Below are 17185 nucleotides of genomic sequence, written 5' to 3' on the forward strand. Positions count from 1 at the left end.
AGTCCGCTTGAGGGAGACGAGCTAATTTGAATAATTATATTAGAATTTTTCTGAATTAGGTTGGGGTATAGAAGTTTTTAGATGGAATAATTATATATTGGGTTCAGATTCAGTAAGAACAACCATTAATACCATTTTTTTGAGAAAAGTGCAGTGGGTTCTGCGGGGATAGGCGGTGTAAGGATCTAATCTTTACATCGGTACTAAATTTTTATAAAATATCCTCTGGATAATAATCTCTTCTGAAAGTGCTTTTTGGCTCCTTTAGACAAAGTGAATAATAAAGGCTGTTTCTCTGGTCTATGGGGGAAAGCTATGCATACATAACGAATTCATTCAATTATTTATATATTTTAAACCTTACCCCGCTCTATGCCCAATTCTACCCTTTTTAACACACGGTCTTTACTGGCTGTGGTATTCCTTCTGTTCCATTTTGCGGCCGCTGGCCAGGATGCCCCGGTCAAATTCGGGAAAGTGACCGAAGAAGAGCTCAAGATGAAAGTCTATGACAAAGACACCAGCGCCGCCGCCGTTATCCTGGCGGATTACGGCCGGTCTTATTTCTCGTATGCCCAAGACTTCAAAGTGAATTTTGAGCGCGTTTTACGCATAAAGATCCTAAAGAAGACTGGTTATGACTGGGCAAACGTAGTGGTGCCGTATTACCAGCGCAACAGTGACAAAGAGCAGGTCATCAACATCAAAGGCGCCACCTACAACCTGGAAGCCGGTAAAATGGTGAAAGTGAAAATGGAGGATAAAGCCGTTTTTGATGAAAAAGCCAGTGCCAACTGGTCAAACAAAAAGTTCACCCTACCAGCCGTGAAAGAGGGATCGGTGCTGGAGATTTCGTATACCATTACCTCAGACTTTCTTTTCAACCTGCGTGACTGGACTTTCCAGAAATCCATTCCTGTAGTCTACAGTGAATACAGAGCCACCATCCCAGAGTATTTTGAGTACAAGCAGAATCCGCAGGGCTATGAGCCATTTACCATAAATGAGGCTATTCCCGGCAATATGACCTTTACCGTGCGTTGGAGCAGTTCCATTGAAGCGGGCATGGGCGGAGGCCGTACCTCCGGCGGTTCAGAAGTTGTTTCGGCCAGAAGCATGAACCACCGTTGGGTTATGAAAGACGTGCCGGCCATCACCCCAGAGTCGCACATCACCACCCTGGATGACTACGTTTCCAAAATTGAATTCGAGCTGGAGTGGGTGCGGTACCCTAACCAGATTGCCAAGAGGATTGCCGGCAACTGGAACAGCCTCTCTGAGGAACTGATGACCGATGAAAGCTTTGGGTTGCAGTTGAACCGCACCGGGTTCTTCAAGAACGAGGTGGCCGCCCTGCAGTCTGTGAAAGACACCTTAACCCGCCTCAATACCATCTATGAGTTTGTGAAGAACTCGGTGAAGTGGAACGGGAACGGCGGCAAATACGTGACCACCAGCCTGCGCAAAGCCTTTGACAATAAAACCGGCAACGTGGCAGACATCAACCTGATGCTGGTAGCCATGCTACGCGATGCGGGGTTTGAGGCCAATCCGGTGATCTTGAGTACCCGTGACAACGGACGCGTTCCCTACTCGCCCATCCTTAGCCGCTTCAACTATGTCATTGCCTATGCCAAAGTGGGTGATAAGCAAATTCTGATGGACGCCACTGATCCTTTGATGCCAATGGGGATGCTGCCTAAGCGTTGCCTCAACGGCAATGGCTGGCTAGTGACCAAAACCGGTGGTGACTGGGTGCCGCTGCAGTCTTCCAGCCGTACCACTGAGCTGATCAACGCAGACGTGCAGATTCTGGCCACCGGCGTGCTCAGCGGGAAAGTGATGGAGTCTACCAGCGGCCTGTGGGCCCTGAACACACGGCATAGCGTTCAGGAAGCCGGGGAGGCCAAGTACCTGGAGAAACTGGTGAGCACCCAGACCCAACTGGAGCGGAAAACGCCGGTTCTGCAGAACCTGAAGGAGCTACACAAACCTTTAGCCCTGCAGTATGAGGTGACCAGCGTGGGAGATACCCAGAACAAAGACATCATCTACCTTAACCCCATGATGCTGAAAACGCAGGAGGATAACCCCTTCAAAAACGCCACCCGCAAATACCCTGTTGACTTCGGTCATGGTTCTGAGGAGGTGTACATCTGCAATTTCATCATCCCGGAAGGCTACGCCATTGAGGAAATGCCCAAGAACCTAATTTTGGCGCTGCCGGAGAACGGCGGCAGATTCACTTATATGCTGCAGGTAACGGGCAATAAAATCCAGGTAATGAGCAAAGTGACCATCGCCAAGCCGGTTTTCTACGCCGAGGAGTACGAGCACCTGAAGCAGTTCTACACCCAGATGGTAGCGAAGCACGCAGAGCAGATTGTCTTGAAAAAGAAGGGTTAATCTTGTTTTTGGCTCATTTTCCTTAAAACCATGCAAAAAAGACTATTGGCGCTCCTGCTTTGCCTGCTGGTGGGTGCCACTTCCCGGGCCGGAGACACGCCCACCTACGCGGCATTAACCATCAGCCCAGCCTTGTCCAAAGGCGCCAACGCCGTGGTCCGGATAGAGGAAACCACGTTTACGGTGACTTCTCCAAAAACGGCCACAGAACGCATCAGGCGGGTCATCACCGTCCTGAACGAAGAAGGAAAGGGTTATGCCCAACTGGTGGTGCCTTATGACAAACTCAACAAGGTAGACTATATCAAAGGCACGCTTTATGATATGTTCGGTAAGAAAGCCAGCACCTTGAAAGCGTCTGACATCAAGGACTACAGCAATACCAGCGATTTCTCCCTCTATGAGGATAACCGGGTGAAGGTGGCGGGCGTGTCCCATTCCTCTTACCCCTATACCGTAGAGTTTGAGTACCAGACCACGTCTAACAACATGCTGTTCTATACCCAGTGGCGTCCTCTGGACGGGGAGAAACTGGCGGTAGAGAAAGCCACCTTCCAGGTAAACATGCCCGCCGGCATGCCGCTGCGGTACCATGAACAACTGGTGCCTGAGAAGGCAAGTGTAAAGCAGGAGGGAGGGCAGCAGGTGTACCAATGGCAGGTGAAAGACCTGGCACCTATTGAGCGGGAACCCTTCGGCCCGGCCTTCAGTGAGTTGGTGCCATTGGTGCGTACGGCACCGGCCAGTTTTGAGGTGCAGGGCTACGCCGGAACTCTGGAGACCTGGAAGTCTTTCGGGGAGTGGCAGAACAAGCTGAACCAGGGCAGAGATATAATCCCGGAGGCAACCAAGGGGCAGATTCTGGCTTTGGTGAAAGACCTGCGCACGCCAGAGGAGAAGGTCAAAGCCATTTACCAGTTCATGCAGAACAAGACGCGCTACGTGTCTATCCAGTTGGGAATTGGCGGCTGGCAGCCTTTTGAGGCTTCTATGGTAGACAGCAAAGGCTACGGCGACTGCAAGGCCTTGAGCAATTACACCAAAGCCCTGCTGGAAGTGGCCGGGATCAAGAGCCATTACGCCCTTATCTATGCCGGAGAAGACGACCGCCCCGTGTTGAAGGATTTCCCTAACAGCCAGTTCAACCACGTGGTGGTTTGTGTGCCCATGGCCAAAGACTCTATCTGGCTTGAATGCACCAGCCAAATGGCCGATGCCGGGTACACGGGTTCCTCTACTGGTGACCGTTACTCGCTCCTCATCACCCCGGATGGCGGTAAACTGGTGTCTACGCCCAAGTTCAAGGCATTTGATAACATCCAGAGACGCACGATACAGGTAAAACTGAACGCCCAGGGAAGTGGGGTAGGAGAAGCGCTTACTAATTACACCGGAATCCAGCACGAGGAGCGCAATGGCGTGCTTCAGCACTACAACCCTGAGGAACAGTTGAAATGGCTGTACAAAAACACCAAGATCCCGGCGTTTGAAATCAAGACCTACAACCTGGAGAAGGTAAAGAACGCCCCTATTGTAAAAGAGAAGCTGCAACTGGAACTACCCAGACTGGCCTCGGTGAGCGGGAAGCGTCTTTTCATCACGCCTAACCTCATGAACCGCTGGAGCTCAGCGCCCGCCGTGGCTGAGAGCCGGAAGCATGAGGTCATCTGGCCCATGTCTTTCCATGACGTAGATTCTGTAGAGTACGAGATCCCGGCCGGTTACAAAGCCGAAAGTATGCCCCAGCCGGTGAAGATCATTACCGCTTTTGGCGAGTACCAGGCCCAGGTGCAGATGAAAGGCACCAAGCTTATCTACGTGCGCCAGCTTACCATGCATAAAGGCCGTCATAAGGCAGAGCAGTACAAAGAACTGGTCAACTTCCTCAAGCAGGTTTCCAGGGCAGACCAGCAGCAGGTGGTGCTGGCCGCCGAAACCACCTGATTCAGGTAAATTTATCAAAGCCCCGGGTGGTGTGGTGTTGTTTCAGCGCTGCCCGGGGCTTTTAACGCAGCACTTAATCCATCCCCACAACCCTTTATTTTATGAATACCAATGTGTTTTTCAGGCCTTGGCTTGTCTTGCTGTGCCTGGCCATGGGCCTCAGCACGCCGGGCTTCTCCGCCGATCCTTTCAAACTGGGCCAGGTCACGCCCGAGGAGCTGAAGATGACGTCCTACGCCCCGGATACCAGTGCCGCAGCCGTGGTACTGTATGACCTGGGCGAGTCTTCCTTCCGCTTCACCAAAGACACCCAACTGCAGTTCAAACGCATCGTCAGGATAAAGATCCTGAAGAAGAGCGGTCTGGACCAGGCCGATTTCCTTATCCCGTATTACCGCCGCCGCGACGGCAAAAAAGAAGAGGTCTCAAACGTGAAAGGGTTTACGTACAACCTGGAGAACGGCGAGATGGTAAAGGTGAAGCTGGATGAAAACGCCATCTTTGACGAAAAGCAGGACGCTAACTGGTACCTGAAAAAGCTTACCATGCCCGGGGTGAAAGTAGGCTCCGTGATTGAGCTCTCCTATACCATCACTTCAGACTTCTTCAAGCTTCTGCGCGAGTGGGAGTTCCAGCACCGCGTCCCGGTGAAGTGGAGCGAGTACCGCGTGGGCATGGTGCCTTTCTTTGATTACAAGCACATTACGTACGGAGGGCACCCGTACCATATCAAAGACGCCAAGTTAGAACGCAAGACGGTGCCCGTTGCCTGGACCGATGATGTGGGTTTGGCCAAAGTGGATAAAAGCGGATCTATGTCCATGTCTATAGTACAGTACCAGTGGGTGATGAAAGATGTGCCCGCCTTTGTTGAGGAGCCTTACCTTACCAATGCCAAGGATTACCTCTCCAAAATAGAGTTTGAACTGGCCAAGGTGGAATACCCAGAGCAGAAGCCGGTGTACATGACCGGAGACTGGGAAAGTTTCACCAAAGAAATGGTGAAGGAAGAGGAGTTTGGGGGCCAGCTCGCCAACGCCACCTTCCTGAAGAAAACCACCGATGGGCTCATCGCCGGTAAGACAGACTCCATGGAGAAAGTGAAAGCGGTCCTGAACTTCGTGAAAAACAACATGCGCTGGGATGGCAAGCACCGCATCTACACTGAGAACCTCCGCAAAGCCTTTGACAACCGGCTGGGGTCTTCTGCTGAGGTGAACCTGGTGCTCACCGCCATGCTGCGCCAGGCGGGCCTTGACGCCAACCCCATGCTGGTGAGTACCCGTGAGCACGGTCGCCCGGTGACCAACTCGCCCATGATCAGCAAGTTTGACTACGTCATTTCCCACGTTGCCATAGGGGGTAAAAACTACCTCCTGGATGCCACCGAAAAGGACCTGCCTTTCGGGATGCTGCCATTGCGCTGCCTTAACGTGCAGGGCTGGGTTATGACCGGCACCGCCGGGAAATGGCTGCCGCTCACCGGCTCAGAGCGAAATGCCCAGTTGGTCTCCGGGAACATCAAAATCCAGCCAACTGGTGAGGTAAGCGCTTTGCTAACTGAGAATTTCCAAGGGGTGCCGGCCCTGCAGGCCCGTTCCGCCATCCGGGACAAAGGCCAGGAGGCGTACCTGAAGGAGTTTGCCAACGCCGGAACAGACTGGGTGCGCCAGGGCGTGAAGATCCATAACCTGGAGAACCTGCAGGAGTCTTTCAAGAAAGAATATCAGCTCAGCAAAACCGGCGAGGCCAACTCCGCTGATCTGCTCTACATTTCCCCAATGCTCACCCACGGGCTGGGAGAGAACCCGTTCAAGCTGGCCACCCGGCTGTACCCCATTGATTTCGGGACGCCGGTAGACGAGACCTACGTGTTTACCTACCAGTTGCCGCAGGGGTACGAGGTGGAGGAAATGCCTAAAAGTGCCACTTCTGTACTGCCTGGCAACGCCGCAAAGTTCTCCTACGTGGTGCAGATGACCAACGGACAGCTGCAGATCATCAGTAAACTTAACATAAACAAAACCTTATTTGATGCCTCTGAGTACGGAAACCTGCGGGAGTTCTATAATAGGTTGGTAGCCAAGCACGCAGAGAAAATTGTACTGAAGAAGAAAAGCTGATCCATGTTTTAAGGGGGTTTTACCTAAAATGCCCCGGAAACACTTCAAGGAGTAGCAGCTCTTAGTAAACCAACCACACCCAGAAAGCCTTGCCCATGCGCAGGGCTTTCTGGTTTTTATAGAGCCAAAATGGTGAGGACTACCCCTCCTTGGTGTTATTTATGGAAAGATTAAAATGAAGTTACGGCTGTTTTTGGTGTCCCTGGTGTGTGGGTTAGGTCTGGCGTTGGTTGCGCAGGGGCAGCCTAATAATGTCAACCACTGGTTGCAGTACTCAGGGTCTTACTGGGTCAGCCCCCGGTGGGTGGTCAATACCAATTTTCAGTACCGCACCTACAAACCTTTCAAAGACCCCAGGGTGGGATTCCTGGGTGCCGAGTTGCAGTATAACCTGAAAGAGGTTCCGGTCACTTTTGGGGCTGGCTACGCGCACCTGTTCAACCGCAACTACGTTTCCCCCGAGGAAACCAACCTCACCAATGAGGACCGGCTTTACCAGCAGGTTTCCGTGCGAGGTAAGCTTGGCAATGTGGGCATGGTGCATAGGTATCAAATAGAGGAACGGTGGCTTACCCAAGGTTATCACACGCGCCTGCGCTACCAGGTGGCCCTACGGATACCATTCGGGCCTAAGAAAGAGGAGGAGCGACCCTGGTATGGTATTCTGCGCAACGAGATACGGGTCATCATCCGCGACCAGCCCTTTGACTCTAACCGGGTTTTCGGTGGGGTAGGGTACACGTTCAGCAAGCATCTCACTCTGGAGGGCATGTGGATGTCTCAACTGGCCGGCGGCGGCAACCACCAGCACTTCACCATGTTCCTCCTGCGCCACGATTTCGGGCGGATGGAGTAGCGGCCGGGTTTAAAGCACATAGCCATTTACAGGCCGATTTCTTAAAATCAGCCGAAAAACAGAAAAGCGTAAAAACAAGAAAGCCCGTTGCTCTTAGAGAACAACGGGCTTTCTTGTTTTCGTCGGAATGGCAGGATTCGAACCTGCGACCTCCAGCACCCCATGCTGGCGCGATACCAGGCTACGCTACATCCCGATCATTGGTATCTGCTGCAAAGTAAAACAAATTTCAGATTTGAGGAAAGGTGTCCTGAAAAATGTGTGCAGGAATTTAGCAGAATAAAGCTGTTTTAGGCTCGGTTTTCAGAACCCGGGCCCTAAACAGCTTTATTCCATGTCCTCGGTCTGCAGCTGGCGCTCGTAGAGGGCGCGGTACAGGCCGTCTACTTCCAGCATCAACTCTTCATGGGTGCCGTGCTGCACCACCACACCATCGTCCAGCACCAGAATGCGGTTGGCCAGTTTCACGGAGCTCACGCGGTGCGAGATAATTATGGAGGTCCGGTTCTCCATCACGCGGTGCATGCTGTTGAGGATGGCGTTCTCGGTCTTGGTGTCTACCGCCGAGAGTGAATCGTCTAAAATCAAAATCTTGGGCTCGCGGGCCAAGGCGCGGGCGATGGATACGCGCTGTTTCTGACCGCCGGATAAAGTGATGCCGCGCTCGCCCAGCACGGTGTCAAACTGCGCCGGAAAGTGCATGATGTTGTCGTAGACGGCGGCGTCTTTAGCGGCCTGCAGCATCTTCTCCTCGGGCAGCGCCTCTACCCCAAACCCGATGTTGTTCCGGATGGTGTCTGAGAACAGGAACACGTCCTGCGGCACGTACCCAATCTGGCTCCGGAGGCTGGAGAGGCTGTAGTTCCGGATGTCTTCGCCGTCAATGAGAATGCGCCCGCCGGTGGTGTCATACAGACGGCACAGCAGCGCCGCGATGGTGCTCTTGCCCGAACCCGTGTTGCCAATCACAGCTAGCGTCTCGCCGGGATGGATCTCAAAGGAGAGTTTCTTGAGTGCGTGGATGCCGGTGTCTGGGTACACGAAATCGACCTCGTCAAAGACAATGGCGCCGGTGATCTCTCTCTCCAGGTTCTCATGTGAGATGATATCGGTTTTGGTGTGCAGGAACTCGTTGATGCGCTGCTGCGAGGCCGCGGCCCGTTGCACCAGGGAGGTAGTCCAGCCCAGCGCCGTCACCGGCCAGGTAAGCATGTTCACGTAGATGAGGAACTCCGCGATGACCCCGGGCGTGATGCTGCCGTTGATGACCTCCTTGCCCCCAAACCACACGGTAATGATGGTACTCAAGCCAATCAGAAACAGAATGAGCGGGAAGAACAGCGAGTTCACGAAGTTCAGCTCCAGCGATTTGTCTTTGTAGGTGTTGCTGGCGGTGGTGAAGTTGGCATGCGAATCCTGCTCCCGCACAAACGATTTCAACACCCTGATGCCCGAGAACGCCTCCTGCACAAACGTGGTAATGCCGCTCAGGCTTTTCTGGATCTCGTCAGATTTCTTCTCAATGATGTTGTTCACGTAATAGATGCTCACGCTCAGGATAGGCAGCGGCAACAGCGTGTAAATGGTCAACTCCACGTTCACCGAGAGCATGTACGGAATCACCATCAGGAACAAAACTACCAAGTTGATGCCGTACATGATGGCTGGCCCCAGGTACATGCGCACGCGGCTCACATCCTCAGAAATACGCGCCATCAAGTCACCGGTGTTATTCTTGCGGTAGAAAGAGAGCGGCAGCGTCTGGTAGTGCGCGTAAATCTCGTTTTTGAGGTCGTTTTCAATAAGTCGGCTCATCACAATGATGGTCTGCCGCATGAAAAACAGGAAAATGCCGCGCAAGAGGGCCATGAGCACAATCACGGCACCATAGAACAAAGTGCTTCGGGCGAAGGAATCATATACATCTTCCTGCTGGGCGAACCCGTCGTGGAGGTTGTACATGGTAATGCCCTCGCGCACCAGGTCAAAGGCGTGGCGTACCACCTGCGCCGGAATAATGGCGAAGATGTTGGAGACAATCACAAACACAATGCCCCAGAAGAACCGGAATTTGTATTTGAGCAGATATTTATTCAGGTATTTGAGTGATTTCACAGGCTTCGGTTAAAGAAAATACGTACTAACACTTGTTAGGATTTTCTTGGTCTTCAAAAATATAAATTTAATTTTGCATCAAAATTACCGATTAGCTTCCCCAATATCTAACAAAGTATGATTGGTATTTAAGGTAAACACAAATCATGATAGAAGTTAAAGATCTAACTACTGAGCAGGAAACCTCGGTTTTCAGCCAAATAAGCGAATACAACCATGAGCAGGTGGTGTTCTGCCATGACCATGACACCGGCTTAAAAGCCATCATTGGCGTGCATAACACCGTGCTGGGCCCTGCCCTGGGTGGTACCCGTATGTGGACATACGCAACTGAGGCAGAAGCGCTGCGCGATGTACTGCGTCTTTCGCGCGGCATGACGTTTAAATCGGCTATCTCAGGTCTGAACCTGGGCGGCGGAAAGGCCGTGATCATCGGCGACTCCAAAAAAGACAAGACCGAGGCCATGATGCGCAAGTTCGGGCGGTTCGTGAACAACCTGAACGGCAAGTACATCACCGCCGAGGACATGGGCATGACTACCCAGGACATGGCCTACATTGGCATGGAGACCAAATACGTGGCTGGTTTGCCAGAATCCCAGGGCGGTAGCGGTGACCCCTCGCCGGTTACGGCTTACGGAACTTACATGGGTATGAAAGCCGCCGCCAAAAAAGCGTATGGCTCTGATAGCCTGGCCGGAAAGAAAATATCCGTGCAGGGAACAGGTCACGTAGGTGGTTACCTCATTGACTACCTGGTGAAAGAAAACGCCCAACTGTTCATCACCGATATTGATCAGGAGCGCTTAAAGCGCATCTCGGCCGCTACCGGTGCCACCGTAGTAGGTCTGGACGAAATCTATGACGTAGATGTAGATATCTATTCGCCTTGCGCCATGGGTGCCACCATCAACGACAACACCCTGTCTCGCCTGAAGTGCCAGGTGATTGCCGGCTGCGCGAACAACCAGCTCAAAAACGAAGACATCCACGGACCAGCGCTGGTAGACATGGGCATCGTGTACGCCCCAGACTTTTTGATCAACGCCGGGGGTATCATCAACGTGTACTCAGAGGTGAAGAAACTGAACCGCGAGTGGGCCATGCAGCAGACCGAACAGATCTATAACACCACGCTCAACATCTTCGCCAAAGCCGAGGCAGACGGTACGCACACCCAGAAAGCCGCCACAGAAATCGCGCAGAAACGCGTAGATGACATGGCCAAGATCAAGCAGACCTACTAATTGCACCTCTCGCTAGAGAGCTAAAGATAGTGAATGCGTTTCCGGGCTGGTTTGAGAAAACTGGCTTGGAAACGCATTCTGCTTTTTAACCCACCCCTCCGAGGAAGGGAGTTTTGGAATGTGTAAGAAATTGGCTGAATGGCAGTTTTGGTTGTTGGTGATAACACCAACAACGGCGGGTGACATTTGGAGGTGAGAGGCAAGGCAAATATAGGGGCACGAGGGTGCCTTTTGCGGTAGAAACTGTTATTTCCGGTAGCTACTGTTTATTGCGGAGGACCCGCTGGAGACAAGGCATGCCTTGTCTCTACATTTTCAAAATTGTAGGAACTAGGCCTGGAGAAGATAAGATTCCACCCGTCCGGAAGGACGATGCAGGCATTGCAGCGGTTCTGATGCAACGCAGTTCCAGGCAGGGAGGCGGAGGTTGGGCGCGTGCGTAACCCAACCTCAGACGAGCGCAAGTAGTGGCTACTCAATTGGCAGTGGCGTAAGTTCACCATGAAACAAAAGGCTTTTGCCAGGTGGTACCCTTACTGAAGAAAAGACTGTTTGAGCGTCAGCGAGTTTCTTTTCTTCTTGATTCTTTTGGTTACTTTTCTCATCAAGGAGAAAAGTGACAAACGCTCGCAGACCGCGGCTGCAGTTCTGAGGCTTGGCAAGGAAGAATTAGAAATTATAGGCAGAAGAAAGAGTGTCACGGAAGTAAACCCTTGCCATAGTAGTTTGAGGCTTTCGCCTCACTGCAGTTGCAAACTGCAGACCATGATAGGTCCAAGTTGAAAACTTGAACCAGAGAAGAGAGAAGAAGGATCTGCAGAAGAAGTCATCCCCCTACCCCCTTCAAAAGGGGACCTTGTGCTTTGCAGGCGTTTTCCAGAAAATGAAGCAAAAGCGGCAGATGGAGAGGTGCAGGTTACGTCTTCGGGTAATAAGACCAACAACGGCGGTGACAAAAGGCAAGCATGGAGGAACCTCGCCACAGGCGAAACTAAATTAAAATAACTCCGGTTTGCTTCTTGCCCCGTTAGTTCGGACCTTTGCGGCTGAATTGGGGGCCGGGCCGTATAAGCCTTCAAGGTGGCCCATTTCAAGCCAACTTTTACCGTAATTTTCACGTTCACCACGTTCTTTCCTTATTATCATGCTCAACCGCAGAATACTCCGAATCAAAGCCATGCAAGCTATTTACGCCTATGTGCAGGCAGAAGGGTCTGACTACCAGTTGGCCCTGGACTTGATTGCGGACAGATTTGCCCCCGACCTGATGGCCATTGAGGTCCAGGACCGTAAAAAACTGGAAGGGCAGAAGCAGATCGCCAGCCTGCTGTTCAAAGAATGGTACGAGACCAAGAAGTTTGACACCGAGGAAAAAGACCGTGAAATCCTGGACGCTGCCCAGGCAGCCGTCAACTTCTACCAGAACACCCTGCGCAAAGACCTTAAATATTTTGGGAACCAAATGCTCACCGCCGCAGAGGAAATCTATGACCGCTACCTGCTTACCCTGCTGGTGGGCCAGGAACTGGTTAACCTCATTGAAGGCGAGGAGCAGAAAGCGGCCACCCGCTTTACTGAGCGCAAAGACGTGAACCTGCGTAAACTGCTGGACAATAAAGCCCTGCAGAAACTGCTGGCCAACAAATTCCTGGAGCAGCGTGTGATCCGGAGAAACCTGAGCTGGGCCGGTGAGATGGAGGTCATCCAGAAGATCTACCGCAACAACCTCAAGACCGATGAGGAAGTGCTGGCTTATCTGCAGATTCAGGAGCCTACCTATGAGCAGGACCATGATTTGCTCAAACATATCTTCAAAAACGTTATCTTTAAGGACGAGAACCTGCAGACCCTGTTTGAGGAAAAAGACCTGAACTGGGTTGAGAACAAATCGGTGGTGAAAAACCTGGTGAACAAATCCATCAAGATGCTGGAGGAGAAAACCGATGAGAACCTGCCGCTTCTGGACCTGTCTGCCAGCTGGGAAGATGACAAGGCGTTTTTTGAGGACCTCTACAATGAGACCCTGAAGAACGACGAGAAGTACGAGGCCATGATCTCTGAGAGCGTGCAAAACTGGGATGTGGAGCGCGTGGCCCAGCTAGACAAGATCATCCTTAAAATGGCACTTTGCGAGATGCACATTTTCCTGAGCATCCCCGTGAAAGTGACTATCAACGAGTACATTGACATCTCCAAGGTTTACAGCACGCCTAAAAGCAAGCAGTTCATCAACGGGGTGCTGGACAAGCTCTCGCAGGATTTGCTTTCCAGCGGTGCCATCCGGAAATCAGGCAGAGGATTGCTGGACAACAAATAATCTCGGCCGGTTTTCGTTCGTAAGGAATATAAATGAGCTTTGCGTGCAGCGTTTAGGTGCTGTTTTTTTTAAAACAAGCCCTAAACGCGGTGCGGCTCCCAAATACAACCTACTATAACACTACCTAAACTATGGGCAAAAAAACCAATGCTATCCTTGCCTTTTCCTCCGGTATCGCCACAGGGGCGGTATTAGGTATCCTGTTTGCGCCGGAAAAAGGCCGTGAAACCCGTGACAAACTGAGTTTTCAATTAGAGAAATACCGCGCCAGGCTGCTGGAGCTTTCCAATGACCTGATTGCCGGAAGAGAAGAACAAGGTTCTGCCGCCAAAACCGAAGGGCAGCGCGTGATCAAAGACGCCCGTGACAAAGCCGAGCGCCTTTTGCTGGACGTGGACTCCCTCATCAACGAAATAAACAGTAAAAAGGAAATATAAGCCCCTGACCATGACAACCGTTACCCTTATTCCCGGCGACGGGATAGGTCCTGAGATCACAGAAGCCGTAAAGGCGATCTTTGCAGCCGCAGAAGTGCCCATTACCTGGGAAGAAGAAAACGCCGGCCAAACTACCTTTGACTCTAAAGGCGAGCTTATCCCGCAATCCCTCATTGACTCCCTGGAGCGTAACAGAATCGCCTTGAAAGGCCCTATCACCACGCCGGTGGGCAAAGGGTTCAAGAGCATCAACGTGCAGCTGCGCCAGAAATTCGATTTATATTCTAACGTGCGCCCTGCCAAAACCACGGCCGGCGTGAAAACCCGCTTTGACAACGTAGACCTGGTGCTGTTCAGAGAGAACACCGAGGGCCTTTATTCGGGCCTGGAGATGTACGATGAGCGTCTGGGGATTTCTGACTCCGTGGCCCGCGTGACCGTGGAAGGCTGCCACAAAATTGTGCGCGCCGCGTTCCAGTACGCTGCTAAGCACAACCGACCCAAAGTAACCGTAGCGCATAAAGCCAACATCCTGAAATCGGCCGGAAGGTTGATTCTGGAGGCCGCTGCCAACGTGTCCAAAGAGTTTCCTGAGGTGCAGTGGGACGAGAAGATCATTGACAACATGTGCATGCAGCTGGTGAGCAAGCCAGAGCAGTTTGAAGTGATTGTGACCACCAACCTCTTCGGGGATATCCTTTCTGACCTGTGTGCTGGTTTGGTAGGCGGATTAGGTGTGGTGTCTGGTGCCAACATAGGTGACGATATGGCCATCTTTGAAGCCGTACACGGTTCTGCCCCTGACATTGCCGGTCAAGGATTGGCCAACCCAACTGCTCTGTTGCGTTCAGGCCTGATGATGTTGCAGCACATGGGCTTGCATGAGCACGCAGACCGCATTGACAATGCCCTGGAAATAACCCTGCTGGATAAAAGCTGCTGCACCCGTGATTTAGGCGGAACCGCCTCTACCTCAGAATTTGCGCAGCATATCATTTCTAATTTGTAACTTGTCCTGTACTTAAATCAGGCTAAATAATATGAAAAAGCAATTTGTGATCGCGTTGCTCCTAGCCGGTGGCCTCTGGACCTCTAGCTGCGAGAAAAAAGCAACAGAAGAGACCGCCACTGCCACTGAGCAGAACGCGTCTGAAGGCAGCGCTGCCGTTGCCGCCAATGACCCCGCCACCAACCCCAACGTAACGGGCCAGGAGGCGGTGAACCCTAATGCCCCTAAGCCGGTCATGACGTTCAAGGAAACCGAGTTTGACTTCGGGGACATCAAAGCCGATAAGAAAGTAGAGCATACTTTCACTTTCACCAACACCGGTAAAGCGCCGTTGATTATTGAGAACGCCACCGCTACCTGCGGCTGTACCGTACCAGAGTGGCCGCATGAGCCAGTTGCCCCAGGTGAGACTGGTCAGATCAAAGTGGTATTTGACCCAACCGGCAAAACCGGGCAGCAGTCTAAACAGATCACCATCACGGCCAACACTGATCCGCAGATCAACCAGGTAAGCATTAAAACCAACATCACCGGCGCAGTGCCACAAGCAGGAGCAGACGGACCTGTTCGCATGTAATTTTAGAACATCCTTATGTTAACTGTATTATTGCAAGCCTCCCCTGGGGGCGCAAACCTTTATTCCAACTTCCTGTTCATCGGGTTGATTATTCTGGTGTTCTACTTTTTCATGGTGCGCCCGCAGCAGAAAAAAGCCAAGGACCAGAAGAAATTCCGCGAGGAGCTGAAACGCGGGATGAACGTAGTAACCATTGGCGGTATGCACGGCCGCTTGCTTAGCATAGACGATGACACCGTCTGGATTGAAGTAGACAAAGGCATTAAACTTAAGTTTGACAAAGTAGCGATTGCGGTGGAAGCCACTAGCCGGGTGAATGCCAACACCACCGCCGATACCCCTAACACCTAAAAGCCACCTTGCCATTTAACAAGACAAAGCACGCCCTCCTCTGGTTACTGAGGCCATTCTCGCCCAAGCAGAAACAGTACTGGAGGGTGGTGTTGCTTTGTTTTTTTACGGCCTCTACTTTCTGGCTGCTTAACGCGCTCAACAAGAGCTATACCACCCAGGTCTCTTACCCCATCCTGTTCAAATACAACCCCAGGCAACTGGTGCCGGTGAAACCATTACCCGAGGAGGTGATGATCAACGTGACCGGCAAAGGATGGAAACTGCTCCGCAAAAACCTGCTCTTCAACGTAAGGCCAGCGCAACTCACCATTAGTGGATTGCCCCAGTTAAAGCGTTTACCCGGACAAGCCCTTCGACCGGCTATTGCTAACGTCTTGGATGGCCTGAGCCTTAACTTCGTGGTGACAGACACCATCAGCTTTGACTTTGACCGCCTGGTCTCGCGCAAGTTCCCACTGGCCATTGACACCACTCAAATACAGGTAGCCGCCAGCCACGCGTTTGTAGGCCCGGCCAAGATCCTGCCTGACTCCGTGACCTTCACCGGGCCGGAACTGATCCTGAAGCAATTTCCCAATCCTTTCCTTTTGGCCCTGCCGGTGCAGAACCTTACAGGCCCGTATAAAGGCGAGGTACCGGTTACCCATGATTTCACTTCCCTAGTAAAGGCAGACGTGAGCGAGGCCGAGGTGCACTTTAACGTGGTGCCATTGGAGCGCAAAGAGATTGCCGTACAGCCTGTATTGCAAAATTTCCCTGCGGGTCACCAACTGCGGCTGGTAAACGGGCCCTTGGTCCTCCACTATTCCTACCTGCCCCGTCACCGGGAGGTGGTTCAGCCCGAGCAGTTCCAGGTAGCCCTTGATTTCAGGAAGTTCAACCCCGAAGATTCCACCATTGTGCCCACCGTGCTGCAGAAATCGCCTAATACCAGACAAGTAGCCATTATGCCAGGCAAGGTGAAAATATCCTTAACTCCGCAGTAAACCATGCTGAAGATAGGCATCACCGGTGGTATTGGCTCGGGCAAAAGCATTGTCTGCCGATGTTTTCAATTGCTGGGCGTGCCGGTCTATGATTCTGACACCCGCGCCAAGTGGGTCATGAACCATGGTCCGGAACTGCGCGAACAGCTCATCACTGCCTTCGGGCCCGAAACCTTTGACGCCCGGCAAAACCTGAACCGCTCTTACCTCAGCCAGAAGGTTTTCCATAATGCTGCCGAGTTGGCCAAACTCAACGGGTTGGTGCATCCGCAGGTGCGCAAAGATTTCTACTCCTGGTTGGAGCAACAGGCACGGGCTCCTTACATCCTCAAAGAAGCAGCCCTCATGTTTGAGTCCAACGCCTACACCCAGGTAGACCACGTGCTCACCGTATCAGCGCCACTATCCCTGCGCCTGGCCCGCACCCTCCAACGCGACACCCACCGCAACGCCACCGAGGTAGAAGCCATCATCGCCAAACAGCTCTCAGAAGAAGAAAGGGTGAGCCGCGCCCAATTTGTCCTCTACAATGATGACACTCGCTTGGTGCTGCCCCAGGTAGTTCAACTGCACGAGCGCTTTTTGCAATTAGCCAAGTAGACGTTTCAGGCCTGGTTTTAAGAAAATAGGATAGGAATAGAAAATGTAAGTTCCCTTCTTCGGCCTTCTCAATAGGGAATTTCTTCTATGATGATTCAGACGAGTAGAGGCCCTGAAGCAGCGTGCAAGCTGACCCAGTAAGTGGTTCTGAGGCTAACGCCTCACGGCAGTTGCAAACTGCCGACCATTTTGGGTCCAAGTCACAGACTTGAAC

The 17185-nt window shown here is 52.2% G+C and carries 13 protein-coding genes and 1 tRNA gene; 12 read left to right on the forward strand and 2 right to left on the reverse strand.

Annotation, left to right across the window (positions count from 1 at the left end; genetic code table 11):
- Nucleotides 1–372: 372 nt before the first annotated feature.
- From J3P34_RS17535 to J3P34_RS17550, 4 genes are all read left to right on the forward strand, one after another.
- The gene (locus J3P34_RS17535) at nucleotides 373–2406 is read left to right on the forward strand and encodes a DUF3857 domain-containing protein (RefSeq protein ID WP_210489909.1); all 2034 of its coding nucleotides are present in this window, start codon (nucleotides 373–375) and stop codon (nucleotides 2404–2406) included.
- A gap of 30 nt (nucleotides 2407–2436) precedes the next feature.
- Entirely contained in the window at nucleotides 2437–4350 is a 1914-nt protein-coding gene (locus tag J3P34_RS17540; protein ID WP_210489910.1) for a DUF3857 domain-containing protein, read from the forward strand.
- 101 nt (nucleotides 4351–4451) lie between these two features.
- The gene (locus J3P34_RS17545) at nucleotides 4452–6473 is read left to right on the forward strand and encodes a DUF3857 domain-containing protein (RefSeq protein WP_210489911.1); all 2022 of its coding nucleotides are present in this window, start codon (nucleotides 4452–4454) and stop codon (nucleotides 6471–6473) included.
- Nucleotides 6474–6648: 175 nt separating this feature from the next.
- Nucleotides 6649–7329, forward strand: a complete 681-nt coding sequence (locus J3P34_RS17550; RefSeq protein ID WP_210489912.1) for a DUF2490 domain-containing protein — start codon at nucleotides 6649–6651, stop codon at nucleotides 7327–7329.
- 122 nt (nucleotides 7330–7451) lie between these two features.
- Here J3P34_RS17550 and J3P34_RS17555 read toward each other — a convergent pair.
- Together J3P34_RS17555 and J3P34_RS17560 are read right to left on the reverse strand one after the other, a co-directional pair.
- Nucleotides 7452–7525 (reverse strand) — tRNA-Pro (locus J3P34_RS17555).
- Between the two features lie 131 nt (nucleotides 7526–7656).
- On the reverse strand, nucleotides 7657–9444 hold the full coding sequence (locus J3P34_RS17560) for an ABC transporter ATP-binding protein (protein ID WP_210489913.1): 1788 nt from the start codon (nucleotides 9442–9444) through the stop codon (nucleotides 7657–7659).
- 146 nt (nucleotides 9445–9590) lie between these two features.
- Here J3P34_RS17560 and J3P34_RS17565 point away from each other — a divergent pair, with 146 nt between their 5' ends.
- The 8 genes from J3P34_RS17565 (at nucleotide 9591) to coaE (ending at nucleotide 16971) form a co-directional block, all read left to right on the forward strand.
- Complete coding sequence (locus J3P34_RS17565) at nucleotides 9591–10691, forward strand: Glu/Leu/Phe/Val dehydrogenase dimerization domain-containing protein (RefSeq protein ID WP_210489915.1); 1101 nt, start codon at nucleotides 9591–9593, stop codon at nucleotides 10689–10691.
- Between the two features lie 1177 nt (nucleotides 10692–11868).
- The gene (nusB, locus tag J3P34_RS17570) at nucleotides 11869–13008 is read left to right on the forward strand and encodes a transcription antitermination factor NusB (RefSeq protein ID WP_246853768.1); all 1140 of its coding nucleotides are present in this window, start codon (nucleotides 11869–11871) and stop codon (nucleotides 13006–13008) included.
- Between the two features lie 131 nt (nucleotides 13009–13139).
- The gene (locus tag J3P34_RS17575) at nucleotides 13140–13445 is read left to right on the forward strand and encodes a YtxH domain-containing protein (RefSeq protein ID WP_062543282.1); all 306 of its coding nucleotides are present in this window, start codon (nucleotides 13140–13142) and stop codon (nucleotides 13443–13445) included.
- A gap of 10 nt (nucleotides 13446–13455) precedes the next feature.
- The gene (locus tag J3P34_RS17580; RefSeq protein ID WP_210489917.1) at nucleotides 13456–14454 is read left to right on the forward strand and encodes an isocitrate/isopropylmalate dehydrogenase family protein; all 999 of its coding nucleotides are present in this window, start codon (nucleotides 13456–13458) and stop codon (nucleotides 14452–14454) included.
- Between the two features lie 31 nt (nucleotides 14455–14485).
- On the forward strand, nucleotides 14486–15031 hold the full coding sequence (locus J3P34_RS17585; RefSeq protein ID WP_210489918.1) for a DUF1573 domain-containing protein: 546 nt from the start codon (nucleotides 14486–14488) through the stop codon (nucleotides 15029–15031).
- A 15-nt stretch (nucleotides 15032–15046) separates the two neighbouring features.
- Nucleotides 15047–15382 carry a preprotein translocase subunit YajC gene (gene yajC / locus J3P34_RS17590; protein ID WP_210489919.1) on the forward strand — a complete coding sequence of 112 codons (336 nt, stop codon included), beginning with the start codon at nucleotides 15047–15049 and terminating at the stop codon, nucleotides 15380–15382.
- Nucleotides 15383–15390: 8 nt separating this feature from the next.
- Entirely contained in the window at nucleotides 15391–16371 is a 981-nt protein-coding gene (locus J3P34_RS17595) for a YbbR-like domain-containing protein (protein ID WP_210489920.1), read from the forward strand.
- Between the two features lie 3 nt (nucleotides 16372–16374).
- Nucleotides 16375–16971 (forward strand): dephospho-CoA kinase, encoded by a 597-nt coding sequence (coaE, locus tag J3P34_RS17600; protein WP_210489921.1) that lies wholly within the window; start codon nucleotides 16375–16377, stop codon nucleotides 16969–16971.
- Nucleotides 16972–17185: the final 214 nt, after the last annotated feature.

The sequence above is a fragment of the Rufibacter aurantiacus genome, from assembly GCF_017916345.1.
GTDB classification, from domain to species: Bacteria; Bacteroidota; Bacteroidia; order Cytophagales; family Hymenobacteraceae; genus Nibribacter; species Nibribacter roseolus.